Source organism: Desulfoluna sp., assembly GCF_030145185.1.
Lineage (GTDB): Bacteria > Desulfobacterota > Desulfobacteria > Desulfobacterales > Desulfolunaceae > Desulfoluna.
Genome location: NZ_JAQYWB010000040.1, coordinates 34,142 through 57,510 on the forward strand (window position 1 = coordinate 34,142; position 23,369 = coordinate 57,510).

The window sequence follows — 23,369 nt, forward strand, 5'->3', positions numbered from 1 at the left end:
ACCATACCACACGGGGTTTGAAAAAGCACTTGGCTTGTTGCCCCAATCCCTGGCGGGAGCACCGACTCCCAAGGCTTCAAGCTTTATGGTGTCTTTTCATCCGGGGCAAAGGAAAATCCTTTTTCTCCGGGGACAAGTTTGACCTCAACCCGTTGGCTGGCGTCGCTGTCCACGTTGATGGCCCCGGATTGACGATTGATGACAATGGTTTTCCCTGTGAGGGTGTTTTCACCGCTGACCACGCGGGGTGGGCCTCCGGTGAGGGTGACCACCTCTTTGCGGAGGTCGTAGACGGCTTTCTCGGATGTGGTTCGTTTCTCCTCAAAGACCATGATCACGTTGCCTTCGGCCTCGATGAGGGAGAGCCCCTTGGTGGTGTCGCCTTTCTGTTTGCCGTCTTCGTAATGAAGCTGGACTTTGTCGGCGGTGAGGATGGCTCCGTCCCGGGTGATACGGACATTGCCGGAGAAGAGGGCGTAGCGACCCTGGCTGTCTGAGGTGAGGTGATCGGCATTGATGCCGATTTCACCCTCCACAGCGCTTCCGACACCGGGCAGGGCAAGCAGGATCAGCAGGAGAACCCAGAGGTGTTTACCGGGGAAGTGTTTCATCTATATTTCCTTTGCTCTCTTCACGAAGTGTTCCTTTTACGTTTCCGTCCAGTTCGAGTCGTCCGACCGTGAGGTCGAGGAACAGGGTGTCTCCAAAGAGATTGGAGATGCCGTCCGAGATGGCAACTGGCGTTTTTGACGTGATGGTATGGGCCGCTTTGGCGTAAGAGAGGGCGTCACTTTTAATGGTGAGGGCGCCTCGTGTGACCACCACGTTCCCTGTGACCGTCATATTGCGGGTCTGGGTGTTGAGAGATCCTTTGTCCGCTGTCATGACGGTAATATTTCCCGACTTTTCAAAATAGCGGGCGGTGAGCTCGATGAACTCTGCCCGGTTTTCCGTGCTGTAGAGGTGGACGGTGTCCGCCTCCACGCTCCATTCATCGACCCCCTGACGCGAGGCCGTGTGGCGCATCTTGTCCAGGGAGAAGGTGGCCTTGCTGTCTGTGCCGGAGGAAGGACCTGTCTCTTCCCCTGAACGATGGGTGACCAGAATAACCAGCGTGGACAGGGCCGTGGCTGTAATGACAGCGATCAGCACACGTCGAATGATCGTTCGTGTGGGGAGGGCGCTTCCGTGCTTCATGCGAGAAATCTTTCGATGGCCTCCGCCCAAAGCCCTTTGGCTTTGAGGATTGCCTCGCAGGTTTCCCGGACGGCCCCTTTGCCCCCCGGATGGGTTGTGGTTATCGCCGCGAGTTCTTTGACCTCGGCGGCGGCATCCGCCACGGCAATAGAGAGTCCGACGCGCCGCATAATGGGCAGGTCGGGGAGGTCATCACCGATAAAGGCCATGCGATGAGCCGGAACGCCGGATTGGTCGATAACCTTTGCCAGGGCCGCCGCTTTGTCGGAGACGCCGTGGAAGAGGAAGGGGATGCCGAGGTTTTTGACGCGGGCTTCAAGGGCCCCGGCGGACCGTCCGGTGACGATGGCTGTCTGGATGCCGGCGTCCATGAGGAGGCGCAGACCCAACCCGTCTTTGACGTTGAAGTTCTTGATCTGACTGCCGTCATCCTGATAGATCACCTCGCCCTGGGTGAGGACGCCGTCGACATCCATGATCAAAAGATCAACAGAGGCGAGTTTCTCTTTTTCTTTCATGCCTTGCCTCCGCCGTTTACGATGGCTTTTATGGCCACGATCTGGGGGAGAAGAGCTTCCATCATGCCGAAGGTCACCGAGTTGGGGCCATCACACAGGGCGTTGTCCGGATCAAAGTGGGTCTCCATAAAAAGGCCGTCGGCACCGGCGGCGATGGCCGCTTTGGCCAGGGGGGGTGCCTGGCGTCTGTCGCCTCCGGATTTGGTGCCCTGGCCGCCGGGGAGCTGGACCGAATGCGTGGCATCAAAGATGACGGGGCAGCCGGTCTCCTTCATAATGCCCAGGCTGCGCATGTCCACCACGAGGTTGTTGTATCCGAAGGAGGTGCCTCTTTCGGTCAGGAGAATGTCATTGTTTCCGGCGGACTGTGCTTTTTTGACAATATTTTCCATGTCCCAGGGGGCGAGGAATTGTCCTTTTTTGATGTTGACCGGTTTGCCGGTTTTGGCGGCGGCAACAATCAGGTCGGTTTGGCGGCAGAGCAGCGCTGGAATCTGGAGGATGTCCAGAACCTCTGCGGCTTCTATGGCCTGCTCCGGGGAGTGGATGTCTGAAATAACGGGGATGCCGAATTCACGGCGGATCTCTTCCAGGATGCGCAGTCCCTCTTGGGGGCCGGGGCCGCGAAAGGCGTCGATGCTGGTGCGGTTGGCCTTATCGTAGGATGCCTTGAAAATATAGGGCACCCCCTCTTTTCGGGTGAGCCGGGAGAGAAATTCAGCGATCCGCAGGCAGATATCCCGGGTTTCGATGACGCAGGGGCCGGCAATGAGAAAGGGGGGGGCTTCGGGTCCGGTGCGTAACGAATTTATGGGGTCTGTCATACAAAGCTCCTTAACGTGTAAGGGGTTGGTTCATGGTGGCTTCGCAGCCTGTGGCTCAGGGGCTGTGATCATACACACCTTTGTCTCAGGTCGGTACCCGATCACAGCATGGCCCATGCGAAACGCTTAGCCCGGATATTTCATAAGAAAACAACCAAGACTAAGGGAAAATTAGTAATTACAGTCTTTTGCAGCAATGTTTTCCGTTGTTTCAAAAATGCAAAATGTAATCCACGGTATGCTGTCTGATTTTCTCACCCTTCGGGCGAGCCGGGTGCTCTCATCTGCCGCGTTATCAGAGCTTTGAGGTAAACCACTACATCTTCAGCTCTGATGCCTTGCATATGAGCGCACCCAACTCGTGAAATATCCGGGGTAGGGTGGTATTTTTTTTACGGCAGCATTCCATGCTTTAGGTACGGAATTTGCTGTGGCCGGTTGATCTATGGGATGTATCTCGGAAGCCCGGCAAAAGTCAAGAAGCCAAAAGAGCCCTTGATAACCCATGGCTTTGCTGGTATCAGATAAGGTTGAAATGCCATACTGGCCATGATTGCCAAGGGTATCGGGTGGTTCTCGGTCGCGAGAGACCCGGGGATCATGGCTTCATTTGAATGCATCCTGAATGAATTTTCATTTGGGTTTTTTATCATTGCCCCACCTTAATAAATTAGTGCGGGTGTCTGGAGATGTAAGCTTGAGACAAAAAAAAGAAAGCAAAAAAGGCCGCTTGGTGGTCCTGCTTTTTCTTGTGATCCTCGTGGTGGCCGGATGGCTTGGCTTCAGTCGCCTGGAGGGGACCCCGCCTGTGGTAGGTCTGAATCTCTCTTTGGAAACATTGGGGAGCCGGGCCCGGTTGACGGGGACGGTGTCTGATGAGACCAGTGGGCTTCGCGAGGTGTGGGTCGCCCTTTCCCGGGGCGGTGTCGATAAAGTGATTTACAGTAAAGTCTGGCCGAGTGATGGATTCCCTGGCAAGGGAAGTACCTTCTCTGATGCCATTGATGTGGATGCAGACCCTGGCAAATTGGGTTTGACAGACGGAAAGGCCTTGCTGCGTATTCGAGCCACCGACCATTCCCTTCGAAACTGGCTGAAGGGGAACACCACATATATTGAAAAAGAGATCACCATCGATACGAAGCCTCCCGGGGTGGATATTCTGACCCGCAACCACAATGTGGCCACGGGTGGGACTGGGGTGGTCGCTTACCGGGTTTCGGAAGAGGTTTCCAAGAGTGGTGTGCGTGTTGGAAAGAACTTTTTCCCCGGATATTCCGGCTATTTTGAAGGGCATGAGAACGTTTATGTCGCTTTTTTTGCGCTCAGCCATCTCCAAAAGAAGGGGATGGAAATCTGGGTAGAGGCCGAGGATGCGGCCGGGAATCTGACAAAGGCCGGGTTCTACCACTATATTATGGGAAAACAGTTTAAGCGCGATCGCATCAACATCGGCGACAGCTTTCTCAATGCTAAAATACCGGCCATGAATGTCGATGCCTTTGGCGCTGTCCCGGACAGCAACCTGAATAAATGGTTGATCATCAACAGCAAGATGCGGGCCGCCAATAACCGGACGATTCTTGCCAGTGGCCTCAAAACCGAACCCCGTATGCATTGGAAGGGGACCTTTAAACAACTGCCTGGCTCTGCCTCCCGTGCGAATTATGCCGATCATCGATCGTATTATTACAAGGGAAAACGGGTGGATCAAAAATACCATCTTGGCTTGGATTTAGCCTCGATCCGGCAGGCGGAGGTTCCCGCAGCCAATGCCGGAACGGTGGTGTTCGCCGAAGAAGTTGGGATCTATGGTCGGACGGTGGTCATTGACCATGGGTTCGGGCTTCTCTCCAGCTATTCCCATATGAGTTCGGTCCGTGTTAAAGAGGGGGATGTCTTGAGAAAAGGTGACGTCGTGGGTCGGACGGGTGTGACCGGGCTGGTGGGGGGCGATCATCTCCATTTTGGAATGATTGTTCACAATATTTTTGTCAACCCCATCGAATGGTTTGATGGCCATTGGATTAAAAACAACATCACGTCCAAGCTGGATCAGGTGAAGCGGGACCTCGCACGGACCGGAGGGCGGAAATAGGGCGCGGTGGGTTGTTTAAGTCACGATCCTGCGATCACTTCAGGGGTGACAGCGTCAGTTTTTCAAGGCGTATCGGGTGCAATCCAATCGGGCTTGTATTTCGACATATCGGGCCTGGGTCGGGAAAGACTATCAGACAAATGATCAATCAATTTGGAGCTGAATACGGTGGGCAAATCATACAAGGTTGAAAAAAGTTACGAAGAGATCAATGCCAAGATCAAAACAGGTGAGGTTGTGGTGGTCACCGCCGAAGAGATGATCGGTATTGTTGACGAAAAAGGCCCGGTTGAGGCCGCCCGACAGGTGGATGTGGTCACCACGGGAACCTTTGCGCCCATGTGTTCGTCTGGAGCTTTTCTTAACATTGGCCAGTCCACGCCCACGGTGCGCACCACGGCCACCTGGTTCAATAATGTTCCCGCCTACTCGGGAGTGGCGGCTGTGGATTGTTATCTCGGGGCCACGGCGGTCTGTGATGATGATCCGTTGAACAAGGTCTATCCTGGGGAGTTTCGCTACGGGGGAGGCCATGTCATCGAGGATCTCGTGGCTGGCAAGACGGTCTACATTCGTGCGGACAGCTACGGCACCGCCTGCTACCCCAATCTTCATATTGAAAAAGAGATGACCCTTGAGAGCCTGCCGTCGGCCACGCTCTGCAACCCGCGAAACGGCTACCAGAATTACAACTGCGCGGTAAACCCCTCCGACAAGACCATCTACACCTACATGGGGACCTTGAAACCCAAGATGGGCAATGCCAATTATTGTTCGGCCGGGGAGCTTTCTCCCCTAATGAACGACCCCTTATACAAAACCATTGGCTTCGGAACGCGGATTTTTCTCGGCGGGGCCCAGGGGTATGTGGCTGGACCGGGAACGCAGCATAGGCCAGGAGGAGCGCGCGGTGAAAACGGAGTGCCGCTTTCTCCCGCCGGGACGCTCTGGACCATGGGTGATTTGAAGAAAATGTCACCAGAGTGGCTGCGCGGGGTGAGCATGAGGGGCTACGGTTGTTCGCTTTCTGTGGGCCTGGGCATTCCCATTCCCATCTTGAACGAAGAGATGGCGCAGTTCACCGCAGTTCGAGACGAGGAAATTTTCACTCAGATTGTGGATTACAGTGATGATTACCCCAAAGGTGTGTCCCGCAGCCTGGGTCAGGTAAGCTACAAAGAGCTCAAGAGCGGCAGTATTACCGTGGATGGGGAGACCATTCAGACCGTTCCCCTGTCCAGCATGGTCAAGGCCCGGGCTGTGGCCGAGACCCTGAAAGGGTGGATCCAGCGGGGCGAGTTTCTCCTGGGGGTTCCTCAGGAACTTCTGCCCGTCGAATAAATTGTTTAAGCGCCGGATTCCTTCCGGCGCTTTTTTTGGGGGAGAGCCCCTTCAACTCATGAAGCCGGGCCTTCCTCTTCTATTTTTGTATTGCTGATGTCATGGGACCGGTATATGATCACGGTCATTGCACGGCATGATTATTGATGGCTCAATCAACATGTCGAAAGACCGAGTCATAAGGTATGGACCCGACGACATCCGCATGTGTACGAGCCTTTCAATTTTTCCGCATAAGCCACGTTACCGTGGTTGCCTGTCTTTATTCCGATGTTTCATTGATGGCCTCGCAAAAAGTTGTGCTGGCGTCTGTTGGCATCAACGATGGTGCGGTTTCCCTCAGCTGCATGAATAGATGCTGTATGGTGCGCTGAATCGTGACTTTTTACGAATGCATTTTCATTTATTATGATTAAAAAAAGGCCTGTGCCGGTCATGCGGATTGCCCCTTCGGGTGTTTATGCGATGGCAAAACGGGTGAGCTGCGGTATGACCTGGCTCTGCAGGGCTGAAAGTAAAAGGCGAAAATAAAGTGGCATTGAAAAAGAGATCCCCTGCTGAATCGACTCCGGCCAAAGGTCCCCTTCGTGAGAACGTCGAAGCGATCGTCATTGCTCTTATCCTGGCGTTGTTTATTCGGACCTTCGTGGTCCAGGCGTTTAAAATTCCTTCGGGCTCCATGCTTAACACCCTTCAGATCGGTGATCATATTCTCGTGAATAAGTTCATCTACGGCGTCAAAATCCCCTTTATTCAAAAAACGGTTATTCCCGTCAAAGATCCGAAACGCGATGATATCGTGGTGTTCATTTACCCGGAAGATCCCAAGAAGGATTTTATCAAACGGGTTGTGGGGGTCGAAGGGGATGTGATTGAAGTTCGAAATAAAGTGCTCTATGTGAACAACGCACGTGTGGAAAGGGATTACACCATCCATACCGATCGGCGGGTGTTGCCTGCAGAGTTCACCCAACGGGATAACTTTGGGCCGGTCACGGTTCCCAAAGAGTCGCTTTTTGTCATGGGAGATAACCGTGACAACAGCCATGACAGTCGCTTCTGGGGATTTGTTCCCCTGAAGGCCGTGAAAGGGAAAGCCTTTTTGATCTATTTTTCCTGGAACGGGCGGGATAATTCGGTGCGCTGGAGTCGTATGGGAGATATTCTCAGGTAAAAGAAGGCTAAAGACGAAAAACAGGCTAAAGGCTAAAGGCTAAAGGCGAAGGAAGTCGGTCCATTCGATGCGCCAAAACCGACAGCGTGGGGTTTCACCAAGTATAATTTGGGTCCTGGCCATCGTTTGGCCAGCGACCTTAAAAAAACCGAGAAAGACGGATTGAAACGGAGCGCCGCACTCCGGTGCGGCTTTTTTAGTTCGTCGCTACCCATGCAGCACCAAAGTGCGGCGCGCAAGGGTGCTCAGGTGGCAATGTAAACACGCTGATGGCCGAAACGATGATCAATGCCATAATTTGGAATATCGAGCCTGTTGCCAAGCAGAAAACAGACAATCTGCCAACAACGGTAGTGGCGCGTAAATCCTGTTTTTAAGACCTGTTTATCAAACTTTTCAAAAGTTTGGCCCCCGGCAGGGCCGCCGGAGGCTTTTTTAGCCCGTCAATATATAAATATAGATTTCATATTCGAGGTGCCATGAAATTAAGGAACAAGGATATTCTGGACATAGAGTCCCTCTCTGCCGAAGAGATCGGGCTGATCCTTGACACGGCAGAGAGGATGCGTGAGATCTCCCAGCGTCCTGTAAAGAAGGTCCCCACCCTGCGGGGAAAAACCATCATTCTTTTCTTCCACGAGCCCAGCACGCGCACCAAGACCTCCTTTGACATTGCCGCCAAACGAATGAGCGCCGACAGCATCTCCATGGCGGCAAGTTCAAGCAGCCTGGTCAAGGGGGAGACTCTGGCGGATACGGCACTGACCCTTGAGGCGATGAATCCGGATATCATCGTGATGCGTCACTCCTCAGCGGGGGCTCCCCATATGATGGCCCAGCGGGTGAAGGCCTCGGTCATCAACGGCGGGGACGGCATGCACGCTCACCCCACCCAGGCGCTTCTGGACATGCTCACCATTCGGGAAAAGCTTGGAACGATTGCAGGCAAGCGGGTCGCCATCATCGGGGATATCGCACACAGCCGGGTGGCCCGGTCCAACATCAACGGCCTGATCAAGATGGGTGCGTCTGTGGTGGTCTCCGGTCCGCCTACCATGCTCCCCTTTGGTGTGGAGCATCTGGGCTGTGATGTGACGGGATCTGCCGATGAAGCCGTGGAGGGTGCCGATGTGGTGATGATGCTTCGGATTCAAAAGGAGCGCCAGGAGAATTTTCTCTTCTCATCGGTCCGGGAATATTCGCGAAATTACGGGATGACCCGTGAACGGCTTATGCGCGCCAACGAGGGGGCCATTGTGATGCATCCCGGCCCCATGAATCGTGGGGTTGAGCTCACCAGTGAGATCGCCGACGGTCCCTGGTCCGTGATTCTGGATCAGGTTACCAACGGGGTGGCTGCGCGTATGGCACTATTTTATCTTTTGGCAGGAGGCCGTGATGCTGACAGTGATTAAAAACGGCAAGGTGGTGGATCCGGGCAATGTGGTGGGACACTATGATGTCTGGATCATGGACGGATCTGTTGATGAGGTGGTTCCTTCTGGCGAGAAGGCGATTCCCGTCGATGCAGAGGTGATTGACGCAGAAGGGCTTCTGGTGGTCCCAGGCCTCATTGATGTCCACGTGCATCTGCGCGAGCCTGGTGAAGAGTACAAGGAAACCATTGAAACAGGCGCTCTGTCGGCGGCTGCCGGTGGGTTTACAGCGGTTTGCGCCATGCCCAACACCAAACCCGTAAACGACACCCCTGAAGTGACCTCTTTTATAGTGAAACAAGCCCGCGAGGCCGGTTATGCGAAGGTTTATCCGGTTGCGGCCATTACCGGCGGGCTCTCCGGGGCCTCCCTCTGCGAGTACGGGGAGTTGAAACGAGCCGGGGCTGTGGCCATCAGCGATGACGGGCGCCCCGTGGAAGACGGCCAGATCATGCGCCGGGCCATGGAGTACGCCAAAGGCTTTCAGATGCTGATCATCTCCCATTGCGAAGAGCTCTCCCTGGTGGCCGGCGGCTGCATGAATGAGGGACTCACCGCCACCCACATGGGCCTTGCAGGGATCCCCAACATTTCAGAGTCCATGATGGTGATCCGGGATATCAGCCTGGCCGAACTCACCGGCGCCCATCTGCACGTGGCCCATGTGAGCACGCCGGAGTCCATCGAGGCCATCCGCGAGGCTAAAAAGCGCGGAGTCTCCGTCACGGCTGAAACCGCACCCCACTACTTTACCCTGACGGATGAGGCGGTGAAGGGCTACAACACCAATGCCAAGATGAATCCCCCCCTGCGGACGGAAAAAGACCGTCAGGCTGTACGAGCAGCCCTTGCCGATGGCACCCTGGACGTCATCGCCACCGATCATGCCCCCCACTCCATCCTTGAAAAAGACCTGGAGTTCAATCGAGCCATGAACGGCATCATCGGCCTGGAGACGTCGTTGCCTTTGAGCCTGGAACTGGTCCGAGATGGCGTGCTGACCCTGGAACAGCTCGTGACGCGCATGTCCAAAAAACCGGCACAGATCTTAGGCCTTGATAATTCGCTGACCCAGGGCAATACAGCCGATATCACTCTGATTGATGAACATGCAGAATGGACGGCCGTGGCCTCTGAGATGCACTCGAAAAGCACCAACACCCCTTTTGAAGGCTGGGCCTTGAAGGGGAGGGCGGTGCAGACGATTGTGGATGGAAAGACGGTGTATGGGGGGTAAAAAAAGGCTATAGGTAAGCGGCGATAGGCTATCGGGCAAGAAAAAAATAAGGGCACAAAAAGCAGTGCCTTCTATGGTTAAACTCGGGGCAAAAACGTGCCTCCGGCGGCAAGGTGTGCCACCTTGAAAGCAGGTTGCAAATGCGCTTTGCCCCTCGTTCCTCGGGTCAAATCACATTCGCCTTGGGCTTTAGATTTACCCAAGATTGTTTTTCAAAACCTGTTTATCAAACTTTTCAAAAGTTTGGCCCCCGGCAGGGCCGCCGGAGGCATCTTTAACCTGGCTGCCTCCGGCGGCAAGGTGAGCCACCTTGAAAGCGGGTTTGCGAATGCACTATGGGTGTCGGTACTCTCAGCACCTCACGTCCGCATTCGTGTGAAGGGTAAGGGGGGGACGTGTCGCGTTGTAGTCCTTTGACGTGGGGCGAATGGTAACGCACAGACACGGGCGTAGGCGGACTTGTCACGGCGTAGCCGGCTTTTCCAAGCGTAGCTGAACGCGAAGACGGATTTCTTGGGTCAAATCACATCCGCATTTGGGTCGCCGAAATCTAAAATATGTATTTAAGACCTGTTTGTTAAACTTTTCGGCCTGGTCCAACTCAGGGTTATACATTTTGAATGTAGCTCATAATATTGGCCACATTTATTGAGAAGTTGGCCTCAATCATCGTTTCGGCCATCAGCGTGTTTACATCGCCACCTGAACACCCTTGTTCCCTGGAGCGCCGCACTCCGGTGCGGCATGGGTAACGACGAACTAAAAAGCCGCACCGGAGTTCGGCGCTCCGTTTCGGTTCGTCTTTCTCGGTTTTTAAAGGTCGCGGCTCAAACGATGACCAAGGCCGAGAAGTTGAATAAAAATGCGTTTAACGAACGGAAACACCAATCGTATTTTATAACGGAGTGGAGGCACCACAGCACCCTTCCGGGCGCGCCGTGCTCCGCTGCGGCTTTTTTTGCCGGGGGCTTGGCCCCGGCCAGTGTTACCCTAAAATAGCCATTATTGAACACATCCAACTTTTCAAAAGTTTAGCCCCCGGCAGGGCCGCCGGAGGCATACGCTGAATAGTTACGAAGAACAATGCTTTTAGCGGCGTAGCCGCCTTCATGCTCTTCAAGCGCTTCATGGTAGAAACGCCTTTTTTTGTTACTTCTGATGCACCGCCAGCCTTCGCCATTTAAAACGCTACCTTGTGTCTTAGCGCCTTTGCCCGAGAATGTTTTTTAAATGCTGGAGCGTAGCGACTCCTTGCCGATAGCCTATGGCCGATCACCTATAGCCCGTTTTTTTTAACCCAGAACCCATTCGGATAGAAGGACACCCCACTGACTCATGCCCAATAAACCTCATATTCTCGTTGTGGATGATGATCTCGGAATGCGTGAGTTTCTTGAGCTGATGCTGACCCAGGAGGGGTACAAGGTGACCCTTTCGGATTCTGGAAAAGACGCAGTAAAAAAAATCAAGAAATCTGAGTATGATCTGGTCTTGACGGACATTCGTCTGGGAGACTTGACAGGTCTGGATGTCCTGCGGGCTGCCAAGCAGAACAAAGAAGAGACCGCCGTGGTGCTCATTTCCGCCTATGCCACAACGGAAACAGCCGTCGAGGCGATGAATGAAGGTGCCTACGACTACGTGCCCAAGCCCTTTGACAACGAAGAACTCAAAGACACCCTCCGCAGAGCCCTCGAACTTCAGAGCATTGCCGCCGAAAAAGAAAAACTCTCCGAAGAGACTCAGGAGGTCCTTCACTTCGGGAGTATGATTGGAAGCAGCGGCCCCATGCGCCGAATTTATACTCTGGTTGAGCAGGTGGCGGACACGAAGACCAATGTCCTGATCACCGGCGAGAGCGGTACCGGCAAAGAACTGATAGCCCATTCCATCCACCTCTTGAGTGGTCGTAAAAAAGAGTCCTTTGTGGCCGTCAACTGCGGTGGCATTCCCGAAACCCTCATGGAAAGCGAGCTTTTTGGCCACCTCAAGGGCTCTTTTACCGGGGCCACCCACGACAAAAGAGGGCTCTTCGAAGAGGCAGGGGGCGGCACGATCTTTCTTGATGAGATCGGCGAACTCTCTGTGGCCCTGCAGGTTAAACTCCTCCGAGTGGTCCAGGAACGAAAAATCAAGCCTGTAGGCGGCACCCGCGAAGTAGACGTCGACGCCCGCGTCATCTGTGCCACCAACAAGAATCTTGAAGAGGAGGTGATGGAAAAACGATTCCGAAAAGACCTCTTCTACCGCCTGAACGTCATTGAAATTCGAGTCCCCCCCCTTCGCGAGCGCAAAGCCGACCTTAAGCCCCTGTCCCAGTTTTTTCTGGAAAAATATGCCCGCGAGATGGGAAAAGACATAACAAAGATTTCATCATATGCCATTGATTTGTTGAAAAATTACGATTTTCCGGGTAATGTAAGGGAACTCGAAAATCTCATCGAACGCAGTGTGGCCCTCTCTGCCACCAACATCATTCTCCCAGAAAGTCTCTCCATGTCTTCAAAGCGAAGGCGATGGATTGAAGGGGTCTCAAACCGGCGTTTTGATCTGGATGAGGTCGCTACCGGCGTGGATCTCACCGAAATCTTGGAAGCCATCGAAACCGCTTATATGGAAAAGGCCCTGGAATTCACCAAAAGAAACAAAAGCAAGGCCGCTGAACTGTTGGGACTCTCCTTCCGGTCCTTCCGGTATCGGTGTGACAAGTTGAATATTTTGTAAATGTGACAATTTTTGTCAGCCACAGTGCCTTATAATGTCAGTATGTGTTTGGTATGTATCTGTTGATTCATGCTTTTGTCCTGATATACTGCATGATTTAAGATGTTTATAACTTTAATTTTTTCTGGAACGAATACTGCATTATTAAAATAGTGAAGGCGGCAACGATGAAAAGCGACTCAACAAATCAAAGTGATACGAATGGATTTACTCTGATTGAGTTGTTGATTGTGGTAGCGATCATTGGGTTACTTGCCGCCGTTGCGATTCCGAATTATTCTAAAGTTCAGTGTAAATCGAAACAAGCTGAGGCAAAAAAAGCACTTAATGATATTCGGACAGCCCAGGAAGCTTATTACGCGGAATCAGATTCTTATGCTTCAAGACTGATATCGCTTAATTATTTTCCACGTCAGCCTGGAAGATATACGATTTCAATCGTGACTTCTTCCCGGATAACTTTCACAGCTCAAGCTTCAGGGTTTATAAATAATAAACTCGATTCATGGAGTATGGATGAACAGGGGCTGCTGAAGAATACTCAACCGGGATGTAGTAACTAAATTTGGCACTGATCTTTCGATTCAACTTACATAAAATGGATGTGTTGACCCGTGGTTGAAAGAATGATAACTGTTTCATGAAGCTACGGGTTATTTAACGAAAAAAATAGGAGAAAATACCATGATGAAAAAAGACAGCAAAGGTTTTACTCTGATCGAATTGATGATCGTTGTGGCGATTATCGGTATTTTGGCCGCGATTGCGATTCCAAACTTTCGAAATTACCAACTCAAGTCAAAAGAGTCTGAAGCTAAAGTCAACTTGGCGGCAATTGCTGTTGCGCAGGAAGGTTATTTTGCCGAGTTTGATGGATACCCTACTTGCGCTCCAAACCCAAAGGCTCTAATACCTGGAAAGAAAGCTGTATTTGTGAAGATACCAGATTCAGCCGATTTTAAAGGCTACGAAAAGATTGGTTTTGAGCCTAAAGATACTAAAGTTTATTATCAGTACGAAATTGCGAAGGTTGGTAATACTAGCTTTTTAGGCACAGCGAAGGCAGACTTAGATGGAGACAAGACTAATGGCGAGTTCCGAGTCAAAAATGATTCGGGGGTTTGGAAGTTCTCTAAATTGACAGATTACTAAGACATTAAGTCCAGACATTTTCTGTCTTGATAAATCCATTTTCAGATGGAGAAGATAAGGGCAGGTATCCATAAAGATATCTGCCTTTATTATATTAAAGAGAGTGTTTTATGCTTTTTTTTCGGAGAAATCATGCTGTATCATCGGTCATTGTTGCGTCAATATTACTTGTACTTGTCCAGTTGCCGCAACATGATTACAGAGGCAAATGGGTGCAGAGGCCCTTCATCTTTAATATCGATACCCGACTGATATCTCTTATATCTATTGGGCATGAAGAAGTTATTGCCGATTACTTATGGCTTCAACTTGTATCTCGTTTTGGTTCTGCGATTAAAAATAAGCAGGATGCTGAATTTGTTTATGAATATTTGGAATATATCACTGATATTTCCCCTATGTTTGAGGGCGTTTATGAGTTTGCTGGCATGATCCTGCCGAGTGTATTTAACGATGTTGATGGTTCTGTTTTTTTTGTTGAGAAGGGGTTGGCAAGTGTCTCAACAAGAGATAATCGTTATTGGAAACTTCTATTCTATCAGGGGTTCAATTATTTTTTTTATAAAAATGATTACAGTAAAGCTGCATTTTATATGGAACAGGCGGCGACGTACTCACAGTCACCCAAATATTTGCCATTGCTTGTAGCACGCCTTTACTCTATGGCAGATAAGGAGGGAGATGGTATAGGTTTTCTTGATTCTGTAATTGCTTTGACAGATGATCCTTACCTTTTGGTGGAATTAAATAAACGCAGGGATGAGCTTGTTGCCGATTTAGGGTTGGAAGCGATGCAGAGTGCTGTGGATTTATTCCGGTCGTCCTTTTTGGTGATACCATGTGAATTATCTTTTCTTGTTTTTATGGGGTTTATTCAGGACCCATATCTTTTCGATTTGTTGGATTACTATGAAATAAGAGGCGATGGGGTTGTAGTTTTAAGGGTTAAATAATCTATACTTAGGGCGGTTTGTGCGTGCTATATGAACTCACTATTGTCATTGCAGAATGTATCAAAGTCTTTGGGGTTTCATTTTTGGCAGAAGAAGAAAGATGTTTTGAAAGACATCTCCTTAAATATTGAGAGCAATGAAATTATGGGTCTCGTTGGTCACAATGGGGCAGGGAAAACAACGCTGTTCAAGATTATCGTGGGTTTTATGAAGGCTGATCGGGGGGCTGTTCATTTCAGCTCTCACTTTGGTCAGGACCCTCGTTTTCGCATTGGATTTCTTCCTGAGTCACCCTATTTTTACAGTCATTTGTCAGCTAGAGAGTGCTTGGGGTTGTATATATCTTTATTCGGTATGTCTTTGAAAGACTCAACTATTCTCATTGAAAATAGTTTAAATGAAGTTGGCCTTCAGGATCATTCAAATGCGTTGTTAAGAAGCTATTCGAAAGGAATGCTTCAGCGATTTGGCATAGCACAGGCCTTGCTCAACGATCCTGAATTATTGATTCTTGATGAGCCTATGTCAGGTCTTGATCCTGAGGGAAGAAGGGATATGCGGTCTGTTATTATGAATAGGGCAGAGCGCGGGAAGGCAGTTGTTTTTTCATCTCATATTTTAAGTGATGTTGAGGATATTTGCGATCGAGTTGTTGTTCTTAAAGGAGGCGAGATCGTGCAGATCCTTTCGAATGAAGAAACCAATCGATATCGCAGTTGGATTGTTGAGTTCAGAGGGGAAATACCACGGCACGATTTACAGATGCCCATGTTTAAATCTGCACAGACATTGAAGCATGGTGGGTATCGCTTGACACTATCAACGATAGATGATGTGAACATGGTACTTAAAGTCATCATTAATTCTGGCGGAAGGATAGAGGATGTAAAGGAAATGTATTCGAGCCTTGAAACTCTTTTGCTGCCCGGAGAATGTAAGAGGTGAAAATGCATTTGAATAAATTATTTTCTATTGCTCTTAATACGTACAGAGAATCTGTCAGAGATAAAATTTTTTATACTTTTTTTGCTTTTTCGATAATTATAATTGGATTGTCATTTTATTTGGGTCGCTTATCGATTGGTGAATCAAGAAAAATATTACTTGATGTGTCTTTTGGAACTATGTCAGTAATAGGTACTCTTGTTTCTGTTTTTGTTGGAATTAGCTTGGTCTATAGAGAGATAGAAAGAAAAACAATTTATAATATTTTATCAAAACCCATAGGTAGGGGAGAGGTTGTTATCGGCAAGTTTTTGGGTTTAAGTACCGCACTTGTGCTGATGGAAATACAGATGTTTGCGATGATGGTTGTTTTAATGTTTTTACAAGGTCATCCGATTAATATCAATTTGTTTCCAGCATTTTTCTCTATCTTATGTGAAATAGAATTAATACTTGCCTTTGCCGTTATCTTCTCAACAATGAGTTCTCCTATACTCAGTGGTATTTTTACTATAGCCTTCTATATTGTTGGAAATATTTCTCATAGCATTTATGATTTATACCGTTTGTCGAGCGAGAGTGTTGGCTGGGTATTGCAAATACTATATTATGTCTTACCTGATTTTAATAAATTTAATTTCAGGGCTCATGCTCTTTATAATATTCCGATCGAAGTTCCTCACTTGTTTCTATCTTTCTGTTATGTAATATTATATCTTACAATTCTTTTAAAATTTGCAATTGTTGTATTTGAGAAGAAAGATTTAGAGTGATTGTGGATTCTTCCCATATTAGAGTGGGTAACTCAGGAGAGAACCGAAATGCTTTGTGTCGTGACAGATACAGGCAGGTCTCCGATGGTAGGCAGGGGGATGCTTAAACTCATAGCATGTGGCAGTGAGTTGATCCTACCGCAAACTTTATGGTGCGGTATTACCCATTCAAATCGTGAAAGAGCCGTAATTGTAACCTTGCTATTGATTCTCGATAGGCTTTTTATCAAAAATTGTGTCCGAACTTTTGATGGTGTGGCCTGTAAGGTTTGATGCTTCAGGTTATTATAAAGAAACTTTCTTAAAGACAACGAATACAAAGATAATTAAGAGAATGTAAATTTCAATAGCTTAAAGATTGAATGGTTTTCGGCTATAAATGAGCTATATGGGTCAGTTTTTTGAACCCATCGTATTTTTATCATCAAGACTAATTTTTGGGGATTCCAATGGGCTCAAAGTGGTTTGTTGTTTTGAGTGGCTTGTTTGTTTTACTTATTTATAGTAATACGTTTAATGCCTCTTGGCATTTTGATGACGATCAAAATATTTTACAAAATGAGTCTATTCATATATCAGATTTATCACCCCACTCCTTGAAGCAGGCCTCAGGTTTTAAGCCGACCATTTCGTGGCTGATTAACATGAGGCCCGTTTCATTTTTGAGCTTTGCTTTTAACTGGTATTTGGGGGGTACCCATGTTTTCGGTTATCATATTGCTAATATAATAATACATTTCACAAATTCTATCTTGTTGTTTTTTCTTACGCGTTCTTTATTGGAGTTGACAGGCGAAAAATCTGAAAAAAGAATTCTTTTCATATCATCTCTGTCAGCATTGCTATGGGCCATTCATCCCATTCAAATCCAGTCGGTGACTTACATCGTCCAGAGAATGAATTCTCTGGCAGCTTTATTTTATCTTTTGGCTTTGCTGTTTTATTTAAAAGCCAAATCAAGTGATAAAAGAATAATATATTATTTGGTTTTTTTTGCGTTATTCATTTTGTCTGTCGGAAGTAAGCAGAACGGAATCCTTTTACTGGTTTCAATATTGCTTTTAGAGAATGTGTTTTTTTTGAATTCGAACGATTGCAAGCAACGTCGTTGTTTGGCATTATTTAATGTTATTTTTGCTTTGTGTTGTGCTTTTGTCCTTCTTGATTTTTTCTTCGAATGGTCATCGGTATATGATGCATACCGTTTAAGAAGTTATACTAAAGTACAAAGATTTTTGACAGAATTTAGAGTGGTGATTTTTTATCTTTATTTATTGGTATATCCAGTGTCGAGTAATTATTCTATAGCGCATGAATTTTTTATTTCCAACTCATTCATTGATCCAATATCGACATTGTTTGCTTTTATTACTATCATTATTATCCTTTGCATAGCGGTGATTTTAGTAATGCGTAGGCATAAATTGATCGGGTTCTCGATTTTGTTTTTTTTTACGAGCCATTTGTTAGAATCAACATTTATTCCCCTTGAAATTGCTTTTGAACATCGAAATTATATCCCTTCATTTTTTTTCAATATTCCTGCGTCTTGTCTAATTTATAAGGGAATATATGAGTCAGGCTACAGTAAGCTAACCAAGGGGCTGATACAAATGTTATGTGTGCTTCTTCTTATGATATTGGGCCTTAGTACATACACTCGTAATGAAGACTGGAAGTCAGAACGCTCTTTATGGGCTTCTGCTTTGCCGCATGCTGAAAATATGGCTCGTGTGTATCACAATTTATCCGCAACATACACGAACAGTGACCATGACCAGGCAATACGGATTGCATTTAATAAAAAGGCCATGGAATTGAATGATTCCACAAAAAATAAAGCAAAGATCATTTCTTTAAAAAATATTGCGATTGTTTATATTGAGAAGGGCGACTATTCAAAGGCGCTATGGTACCTTATAAAGGCTTATGGGTATCTTAAGAGCGATTCGGACGCATTGCTAATCGCAAAAATGCAGCTTAGTGAAGGGAAATACTCAGAGGCGTTACGCTGGATAGATTATGTTAGTATTAGCGAGATAAGTCTTCCGGAGCGCAAAGACTATTATCGCCTCAAATCTGTTATATATATTAAGACAAATAAATTTACTGAAGCCAAGAATCAGTCTATACAGTATGTAAAACTTGGAGGTGATTTGACGACTCCTTATTATTTTCTTGCTTATACAAATATGCGTATTCATAATTATGATAAAGCAGAATTGTATTTAAATAAAATTCCTCACTCAAATAGAAACTTTTTATACTACGTTTATTATTTGCAACTTGCAGCTTTGATAGACGATCAAAATAAAATTAACGATGTAATAACTTCTATGATAAAGTCATTTCCTATACCTGATATCTTAAGTGAAGTGAAAAGATATAAAGATCTAAAAGATGTTCCTATTGTTCAAGTTACTGAAGTAGAGACTATTATCAAAAAAAAGATATCTTCTGTTGATTCTGTAATTCAGAATGATATGGGTTACTAATCAATGATATTGTCGCGGCTATGACAGGCTTTCCTATTCATGCGACATTCACTTTCTTTCCGAGGTACCGCGAGGCGGTAAGAATATTAATATAAGGGATTATGAAAACCATTCGGAAGGGAAACCGGAAAAGGAGATATAAAAACGATGTTGGGTGGATTTCAAGCTATGGTCGTATAAGTTGTATGGTCGGATACGGTAGCGTTTCGGGTAGGTTTTTGTAGAGCAATGGGGTCAAATTTGCATAGAACCTAGTCGAAGAGCCTTCAATGTCGCACCATGTTCATATTTGCGGTTTGTATGTAGCAACGGCCAATACATTTAAACAAGGAGCTTTTGAACTAAGGTATTGTGCCCTATCGACTTTTTGGGCTGTTTTTTTGTCGTCTAACGACGCCGTAGAATAAGTCCCCGCTGAAATTTCATGGTGAATGCTATGCTGAAATTAGTCAAAGAAGTGTCAACTGTGTAGAATTTGACTGTTACTTTACCAGAATTCAACGTCTTTTTAACAAATAACCCTGAATTTTGAAAAACAGACTTATTCTATAGGGTCAACTTAGGGGTAGTATGGCCGTATAGCAACCAACAGTAAGTGCAGGATAAGCGATCAATGGAAATAGAAATTGGTAAAATGGGGTATGCACTATGCCTTAGCGGCCCAAGATATCGAGGGCTTGAGCCAATTGCACAACTATATTTTGGTAATTCCTAAAAGCTTTGGTACGACTTTTCTCTTTCAGAGGCTCTATTCGGGCTAACGGTTTTGTCGGTAGTATTTGATTTGTTTGGTCTTAATGTGTGGGGGCTTATGAGTTCTTCAGTCAGCGTTATTTTACCTGCTTATAATGAAGTGACAAGTATTGGTGCAGTAGTCTCCGCTATCAGGTGTATTCATCCTGAGTATGAGGTTATTGTTGTCAGCGATAGTTCTACAGATGATACAGCGCGCGTTGCCAAGTCGTTAGGTGCTATTGTTTATGAACATCCCTACAATATAGGGAATGGAGCAGCAGTAAAGACAGGAATGCGTCATGCTTCTGGAGATGTACTGGTCACCATGGATGCCGATGGTCAGCATGATCCAGCTGATATTCAAAAGTTGGTTTCGTATATTCCTGAATACGACATGGTGGTCGGTGAGCGCTCTTTAAATGGGCAGGCATCAGTCCGGAGGGCCGTGGGTAACTATTTATACAATGGATTTGCATCCTATGTAGCAAAATTCAAAGTCAAAGATCTGACCTCTGGCTTTCGGGCTGTTAAGCGTGAAGTAGCTTTGGAATATTTGCATCTTTTTCCTAATACATACTCTTATCCGACCACCTTGACTATAGCTGTTCTTCGAAGTGGGTTTAGTCTGAAATACATGCCAATACGAGTCAAGTCTCGTAAAAATGGAAAAAGCGGAATCCACCTGGTTAAGGACGGGACCCGCTTTTTGATGATTATTATTAAAATATGCACACTCTATTCACCTTTAAGGGTTTTTTTGCCTGTCAGTGGCATGATGTTTCTTTTAGGGTTTATTAACTATGCATATACGTATCTGTCTGGAGGCAGGTTTACGAACATGAGTGCTACATTATTTATGTCTGGAGTGATCATTTTTATGATGGGGATCATTTCTGAACAGATATGTCAGATGCGCTATGAATATAAAAAATAGAATACTCGTCATTACGAGAAATTATCCACCTAAAATTGGCGGGCTTGAAACGTTTAGTTTTAATTTGATCCAAAATTTTGAAAAGAGGGCATCAACATATAAAATCACACTCTCAAAAAGCAATATTCATTTATTATGGTTTATTCCCTATAGTTTATTTCTTGCCAGTTTCATGATTAAGAGATATCGCATACAGAAAGTGCATTTATGTGATGGTGTTTTATCCCCTATTGGCTTCATTTTGAAAGCATTCTTTCGTATTCAGGTGACTGTAACAATCCATGGCTTAGATATTACGTACAGTAATAGGTCTTATCAATTATTCATTCCGAGAATTTTATCGCATCTTGATAAAATTGTTTGTGTTAGTCGTTCAACATTGACGGAGTGTGTTAACAGAGGGATGTCCGCATCGAAATGCATCGTGATTGGTAACGGAGTTAATGCCAATGACTTTAAGCTTAACTTGCCTAAAAATGAAATCTCATACAAGTTTAAAAAGATAGTAGATTTTGAGGTTAACTCTAAAAAAATTCTTCTTACAGTCGGTCGTTTGGTGCAAAGAAAGGGTGTGGTCTGGTTTTTAGAAAATGTGTTTTATAAATTGGATGAGAACTACATCTATTTAATTGTAGGCTCTGGACCAGAGTATGGTAGTATTGCTAAAACAATTATGAAATATTCTTTAGAAAATAGGGTTAAGGTATTTAGTGGATTAAGTGATTTGGAAAGAAATATAGTGTATCACTCTTCAGATCTGTTTATTATGCCAAATATTATCGTTGATGGGGATGTAGAGGGGTTTGGTATTACAGCCATTGAGGCGGGCGTATGTGGTCTTCCAGTTGTTGCATCCGATCTTCAAGGTATCAAGGATGCTGTTGTAAATGAGATTACGGGCATTTTGATACAAGTGGAAGATAGTGTAGGTTATTCTTCAGCCATTATAAATCAAAGTTATAACCGTAAAGTTATAGCAGAATATGTAATGAAGAATTTCTCATGGGATAAATGTATAGATGCGTATTTCAGTCTGTTATTTTAATTTATTTTCAGTGATGTCCGGTTAGGTCTTTGCATGGTGCTTTTTACGTTTTTTTGTTTTTTCCCTTGCCGTAGTAGTGGAGTCCGGTGCACCGCATAGCTCATTAAAAATGGTCGCCCGTAGCTCTCTGATTCTTTCAATAGAGACCTTTTCGTTGTGTTCCTCGTGGCAATATATTGCCATTAAAAGATATGAAATGAGGCCACCAAGAATCTGGACCATCAGTCCATACTCGCTACGTGCTATAAGGTGATAAACTTTCAAATGGTGTTTCCACCATTTAAAAAAGGACTCAATAGTCCATCTCAGTTTGTAAACTTCTGCAACCTGATGGGCTTTAAGGTCAAATCGATCTGTGGCAACGTAATAATCCTTGCCATCTACCTTGTAACCCACAACCCTGACGGGAATTTTGGTCAGGTTGGCTCGTGAGGAACCAAGAAGGACTTTGGCATCATAAAATATAAAGTTCTCGCCCTCATTGATCTGATATTTTTCAAGAACAGTTCTTGTCGTAAGTGCTTTAATACGACAAACAAAATGTTTGCCCTGATCTTGAAGGCTATCGAAGTCATTATGACATTGATAACCACGATCCATGACACCGGTCTGTTCTGGGGAGAGAATAGAACTGACAAAAGGACGCTCAGCTCCATTGCCCTCTGTCAGATAAACCTTTGTTGGAATTCCTTGATTGATATTGAAACCAAAATGGCCCTTAGCTTTTTTTGAGCCTTTTCTGTAGTCAGCCCAGTACATTGACAGGCATGCATCGATAAGGCTGCCATCTATGGCAATAAGCTCCCCGAACTGCGAAAATTCTTTGGGTAGGAGATGGCTCGCTTTTTTTGACAGCTCTTTGAAGACGACTTGAAGCTGCTCAAGTCCACGAGAATTGATGGCCTCTGAAAAGCTGCTCCGGCTTATCCCACCGTCAGGAGCGATACACTGCTTTGCAAATTCGTTTTCGGATAAATCCTGTATGAGATCTCTGCCCGTAAGCGTTCAGGGGGCTATAGTTCGCTTTCTGTTGTCGCAAACGTTCAATATTACTGACAATTAACGAAGAATCGATCAAAACAACTTAAACTAGACATGCGCTCACTAGTGTGATAGCACTATGTCATGGAGATTTTAGAACCGCCATCACAAAAAGATTATGTGAAAACCCCTCAACCTGTGCAAGTATACATCCTGCATCTTGAAGGACTGTTGGCGTCTCATCAGGTACGCATAAACGAGCTTGAAGCGGTCGTTGAGAAGCTAAACGAAAAGAACGGCAAAAATTCAACTAACTCCAGTAAGCCTCCCTCTTCTGATTCTCCATACAAAGAAAAGAAAGAGACCGAAGCACCCGCAAAATTCCCTAAGAAGAAAGATTCTCTCCCTAAGGGAGGGCAACCCGGGCACAAAGGGCATCAACAAGAGTTGTTACCCCCAACAGAGACACACGATATTTTTCCGACGCAGTGTTCTTGCGGGTGCCGAAACTTCGAGGGTGTCCATTTTGAAACGTTTTATACCCATCAGAATATTGAGCTTCCACCACCCCGTTTGGACATCCGCCACTTCATCTTGAATAAGTGCAATTGTCCATCATGTGGTCAGTCTGTAAAGGCTACCGTACCCGAAAATACTCCCGAAGTGTCAGCGGCGTCTTTAATCTGCATGCTCACTGGCGGTACGAAAGTGTAGTCAATTTTCTTCCTTTCTTTTTTTCTTCAGTTCCCACATTTTAAAATTATTTTCTTCATCTTCTTTATTTTCTTCATAATTTCCTTTCCCACA

The 23,369-nt window shown here is 46.5% G+C and carries 20 protein-coding genes and 1 pseudogene; 15 read left to right on the forward strand and 6 right to left on the reverse strand.

Going from position 1 to position 23,369, the window contains the following annotated elements; genetic code table 11:
* Positions 1-83: 83 nt before the first annotated feature.
* Genes Q1Q75_RS13855 through kdsA form a run of 4 tightly spaced genes read right to left on the reverse strand, consistent with a single transcriptional unit; the run spans position 84 to position 2,539 of the window.
* Complete coding sequence (locus Q1Q75_RS13855) at positions 84-611, reverse strand: LptA/OstA family protein (protein WP_300671766.1); 528 nt, start codon at positions 609-611, stop codon at positions 84-86.
* Entirely contained in the window at positions 592-1,197 is a 606-nt protein-coding gene (lptC, locus tag Q1Q75_RS13860) for an LPS export ABC transporter periplasmic protein LptC (RefSeq protein WP_300671768.1), read from the reverse strand. Before lptC ends, Q1Q75_RS13855 begins: the two co-directional genes overlap by 20 nt.
* Entirely contained in the window at positions 1,194-1,715 is a 522-nt protein-coding gene (locus Q1Q75_RS13865; protein WP_300671771.1) for an HAD family hydrolase, read from the reverse strand. Before Q1Q75_RS13865 ends, lptC begins: the two co-directional genes overlap by 4 nt.
* A complete protein-coding gene (gene kdsA / locus Q1Q75_RS13870; protein WP_300671774.1) occupies positions 1,712-2,539 on the reverse strand; it encodes a 3-deoxy-8-phosphooctulonate synthase in 828 nt (275 codons plus the stop codon). Before kdsA ends, Q1Q75_RS13865 begins: the two co-directional genes overlap by 4 nt.
* A 697-nt stretch (positions 2,540-3,236) precedes the next feature.
* On the opposite strand from kdsA, the gene Q1Q75_RS13875 reads away from it, so the two are divergent.
* The 5 genes from Q1Q75_RS13875 to Q1Q75_RS13895 all read left to right on the forward strand — a co-directional run bounded on the left by Q1Q75_RS13875 (position 3,237) and on the right by Q1Q75_RS13895 (position 9,825).
* A complete protein-coding gene (locus tag Q1Q75_RS13875; protein WP_300671776.1) occupies positions 3,237-4,637 on the forward strand; it encodes a M23 family metallopeptidase in 1,401 nt (466 codons plus the stop codon).
* Positions 4,638-4,805: 168 nt separating this feature from the next.
* Complete coding sequence (locus Q1Q75_RS13880) at positions 4,806-5,978, forward strand: homocysteine biosynthesis protein (protein WP_300671779.1); 1,173 nt, start codon at positions 4,806-4,808, stop codon at positions 5,976-5,978.
* A 532-nt stretch (positions 5,979-6,510) separates the two neighbouring features.
* Positions 6,511-7,152: a signal peptidase I gene (gene lepB, locus Q1Q75_RS13885; protein WP_300671785.1), complete on the forward strand. Its 642-nt coding sequence runs from the start codon at positions 6,511-6,513 to the stop codon at positions 7,150-7,152.
* 479 nt (positions 7,153-7,631) lie between these two features.
* Positions 7,632-8,567 carry an aspartate carbamoyltransferase catalytic subunit gene (locus tag Q1Q75_RS13890; RefSeq protein WP_300671788.1) on the forward strand — a complete coding sequence of 312 codons (936 nt, stop codon included), beginning with the start codon at positions 7,632-7,634 and terminating at the stop codon, positions 8,565-8,567.
* Positions 8,551-9,825, forward strand: coding sequence for a dihydroorotase (locus Q1Q75_RS13895; RefSeq protein ID WP_300671791.1), 1,275 nt, complete (start codon positions 8,551-8,553; stop codon positions 9,823-9,825). Before Q1Q75_RS13890 ends, Q1Q75_RS13895 begins: the two co-directional genes overlap by 17 nt.
* A 985-nt stretch (positions 9,826-10,810) precedes the next feature.
* Here the strand turns inward: Q1Q75_RS13895 and Q1Q75_RS13900 are convergent.
* Complete coding sequence (locus Q1Q75_RS13900) at positions 10,811-11,005, reverse strand: hypothetical protein (RefSeq protein WP_300671793.1); 195 nt, start codon at positions 11,003-11,005, stop codon at positions 10,811-10,813.
* A gap of 155 nt (positions 11,006-11,160) precedes the next feature.
* Here Q1Q75_RS13900 and Q1Q75_RS13905 point away from each other — a divergent pair, with 155 nt between their 5' ends.
* From Q1Q75_RS13905 to Q1Q75_RS13945, 9 genes are all read left to right on the forward strand, one after another.
* On the forward strand, positions 11,161-12,549 hold the full coding sequence (locus tag Q1Q75_RS13905; protein WP_300671797.1) for a sigma-54 dependent transcriptional regulator: 1,389 nt from the start codon (positions 11,161-11,163) through the stop codon (positions 12,547-12,549).
* Between the two features lie 167 nt (positions 12,550-12,716).
* Positions 12,717-13,112, forward strand: a complete 396-nt coding sequence (locus tag Q1Q75_RS13910; RefSeq protein ID WP_300671800.1) for a type IV pilin protein — start codon at positions 12,717-12,719, stop codon at positions 13,110-13,112.
* A gap of 121 nt (positions 13,113-13,233) precedes the next feature.
* Positions 13,234-13,701 (forward strand): type IV pilin protein, encoded by a 468-nt coding sequence (locus Q1Q75_RS13915; RefSeq protein ID WP_300671803.1) that lies wholly within the window; start codon positions 13,234-13,236, stop codon positions 13,699-13,701.
* A gap of 110 nt (positions 13,702-13,811) precedes the next feature.
* Entirely contained in the window at positions 13,812-14,654 is an 843-nt protein-coding gene (locus tag Q1Q75_RS13920) for a hypothetical protein (RefSeq protein ID WP_300671806.1), read from the forward strand.
* A 30-nt stretch (positions 14,655-14,684) separates the two neighbouring features.
* Positions 14,685-15,599: an ABC transporter ATP-binding protein gene (locus Q1Q75_RS13925; RefSeq protein WP_300671809.1), complete on the forward strand. Its 915-nt coding sequence runs from the start codon at positions 14,685-14,687 to the stop codon at positions 15,597-15,599.
* Between the two features lie 2 nt (positions 15,600-15,601).
* Entirely contained in the window at positions 15,602-16,372 is a 771-nt protein-coding gene (locus Q1Q75_RS13930) for an ABC transporter permease subunit (RefSeq protein ID WP_300671812.1), read from the forward strand.
* Positions 16,373-16,821: 449 nt separating this feature from the next.
* The gene (locus Q1Q75_RS13935; protein WP_300671815.1) at positions 16,822-18,867 is read left to right on the forward strand and encodes a tetratricopeptide repeat protein; all 2,046 of its coding nucleotides are present in this window, start codon (positions 16,822-16,824) and stop codon (positions 18,865-18,867) included.
* Positions 18,868-19,678: 811 nt separating this feature from the next.
* Positions 19,679-20,536 carry a glycosyltransferase family 2 protein gene (locus tag Q1Q75_RS13940; RefSeq protein ID WP_300671818.1) on the forward strand — a complete coding sequence of 286 codons (858 nt, stop codon included), beginning with the start codon at positions 19,679-19,681 and terminating at the stop codon, positions 20,534-20,536.
* Complete coding sequence (locus Q1Q75_RS13945) at positions 20,520-21,581, forward strand: glycosyltransferase family 4 protein (RefSeq protein ID WP_300671821.1); 1,062 nt, start codon at positions 20,520-20,522, stop codon at positions 21,579-21,581. The genes Q1Q75_RS13940 and Q1Q75_RS13945 overlap by 17 nt, the downstream gene beginning before the upstream one ends.
* Before the next feature lie 117 nt (positions 21,582-21,698).
* On the opposite strand, the pseudogene Q1Q75_RS13950 reads toward Q1Q75_RS13945, so the two are convergent.
* Positions 21,699-22,580 (reverse strand): annotated as a pseudogene (locus Q1Q75_RS13950) (IS4 family transposase); the annotation flags it as partial.
* A gap of 126 nt (positions 22,581-22,706) precedes the next feature.
* On the opposite strand from Q1Q75_RS13950, the gene Q1Q75_RS13955 reads away from it, so the two are divergent.
* On the forward strand, positions 22,707-23,276 hold the full coding sequence (locus Q1Q75_RS13955; RefSeq protein ID WP_300671824.1) for a DUF6444 domain-containing protein: 570 nt from the start codon (positions 22,707-22,709) through the stop codon (positions 23,274-23,276).
* Positions 23,277-23,369 lie beyond the last annotated feature (93 nt).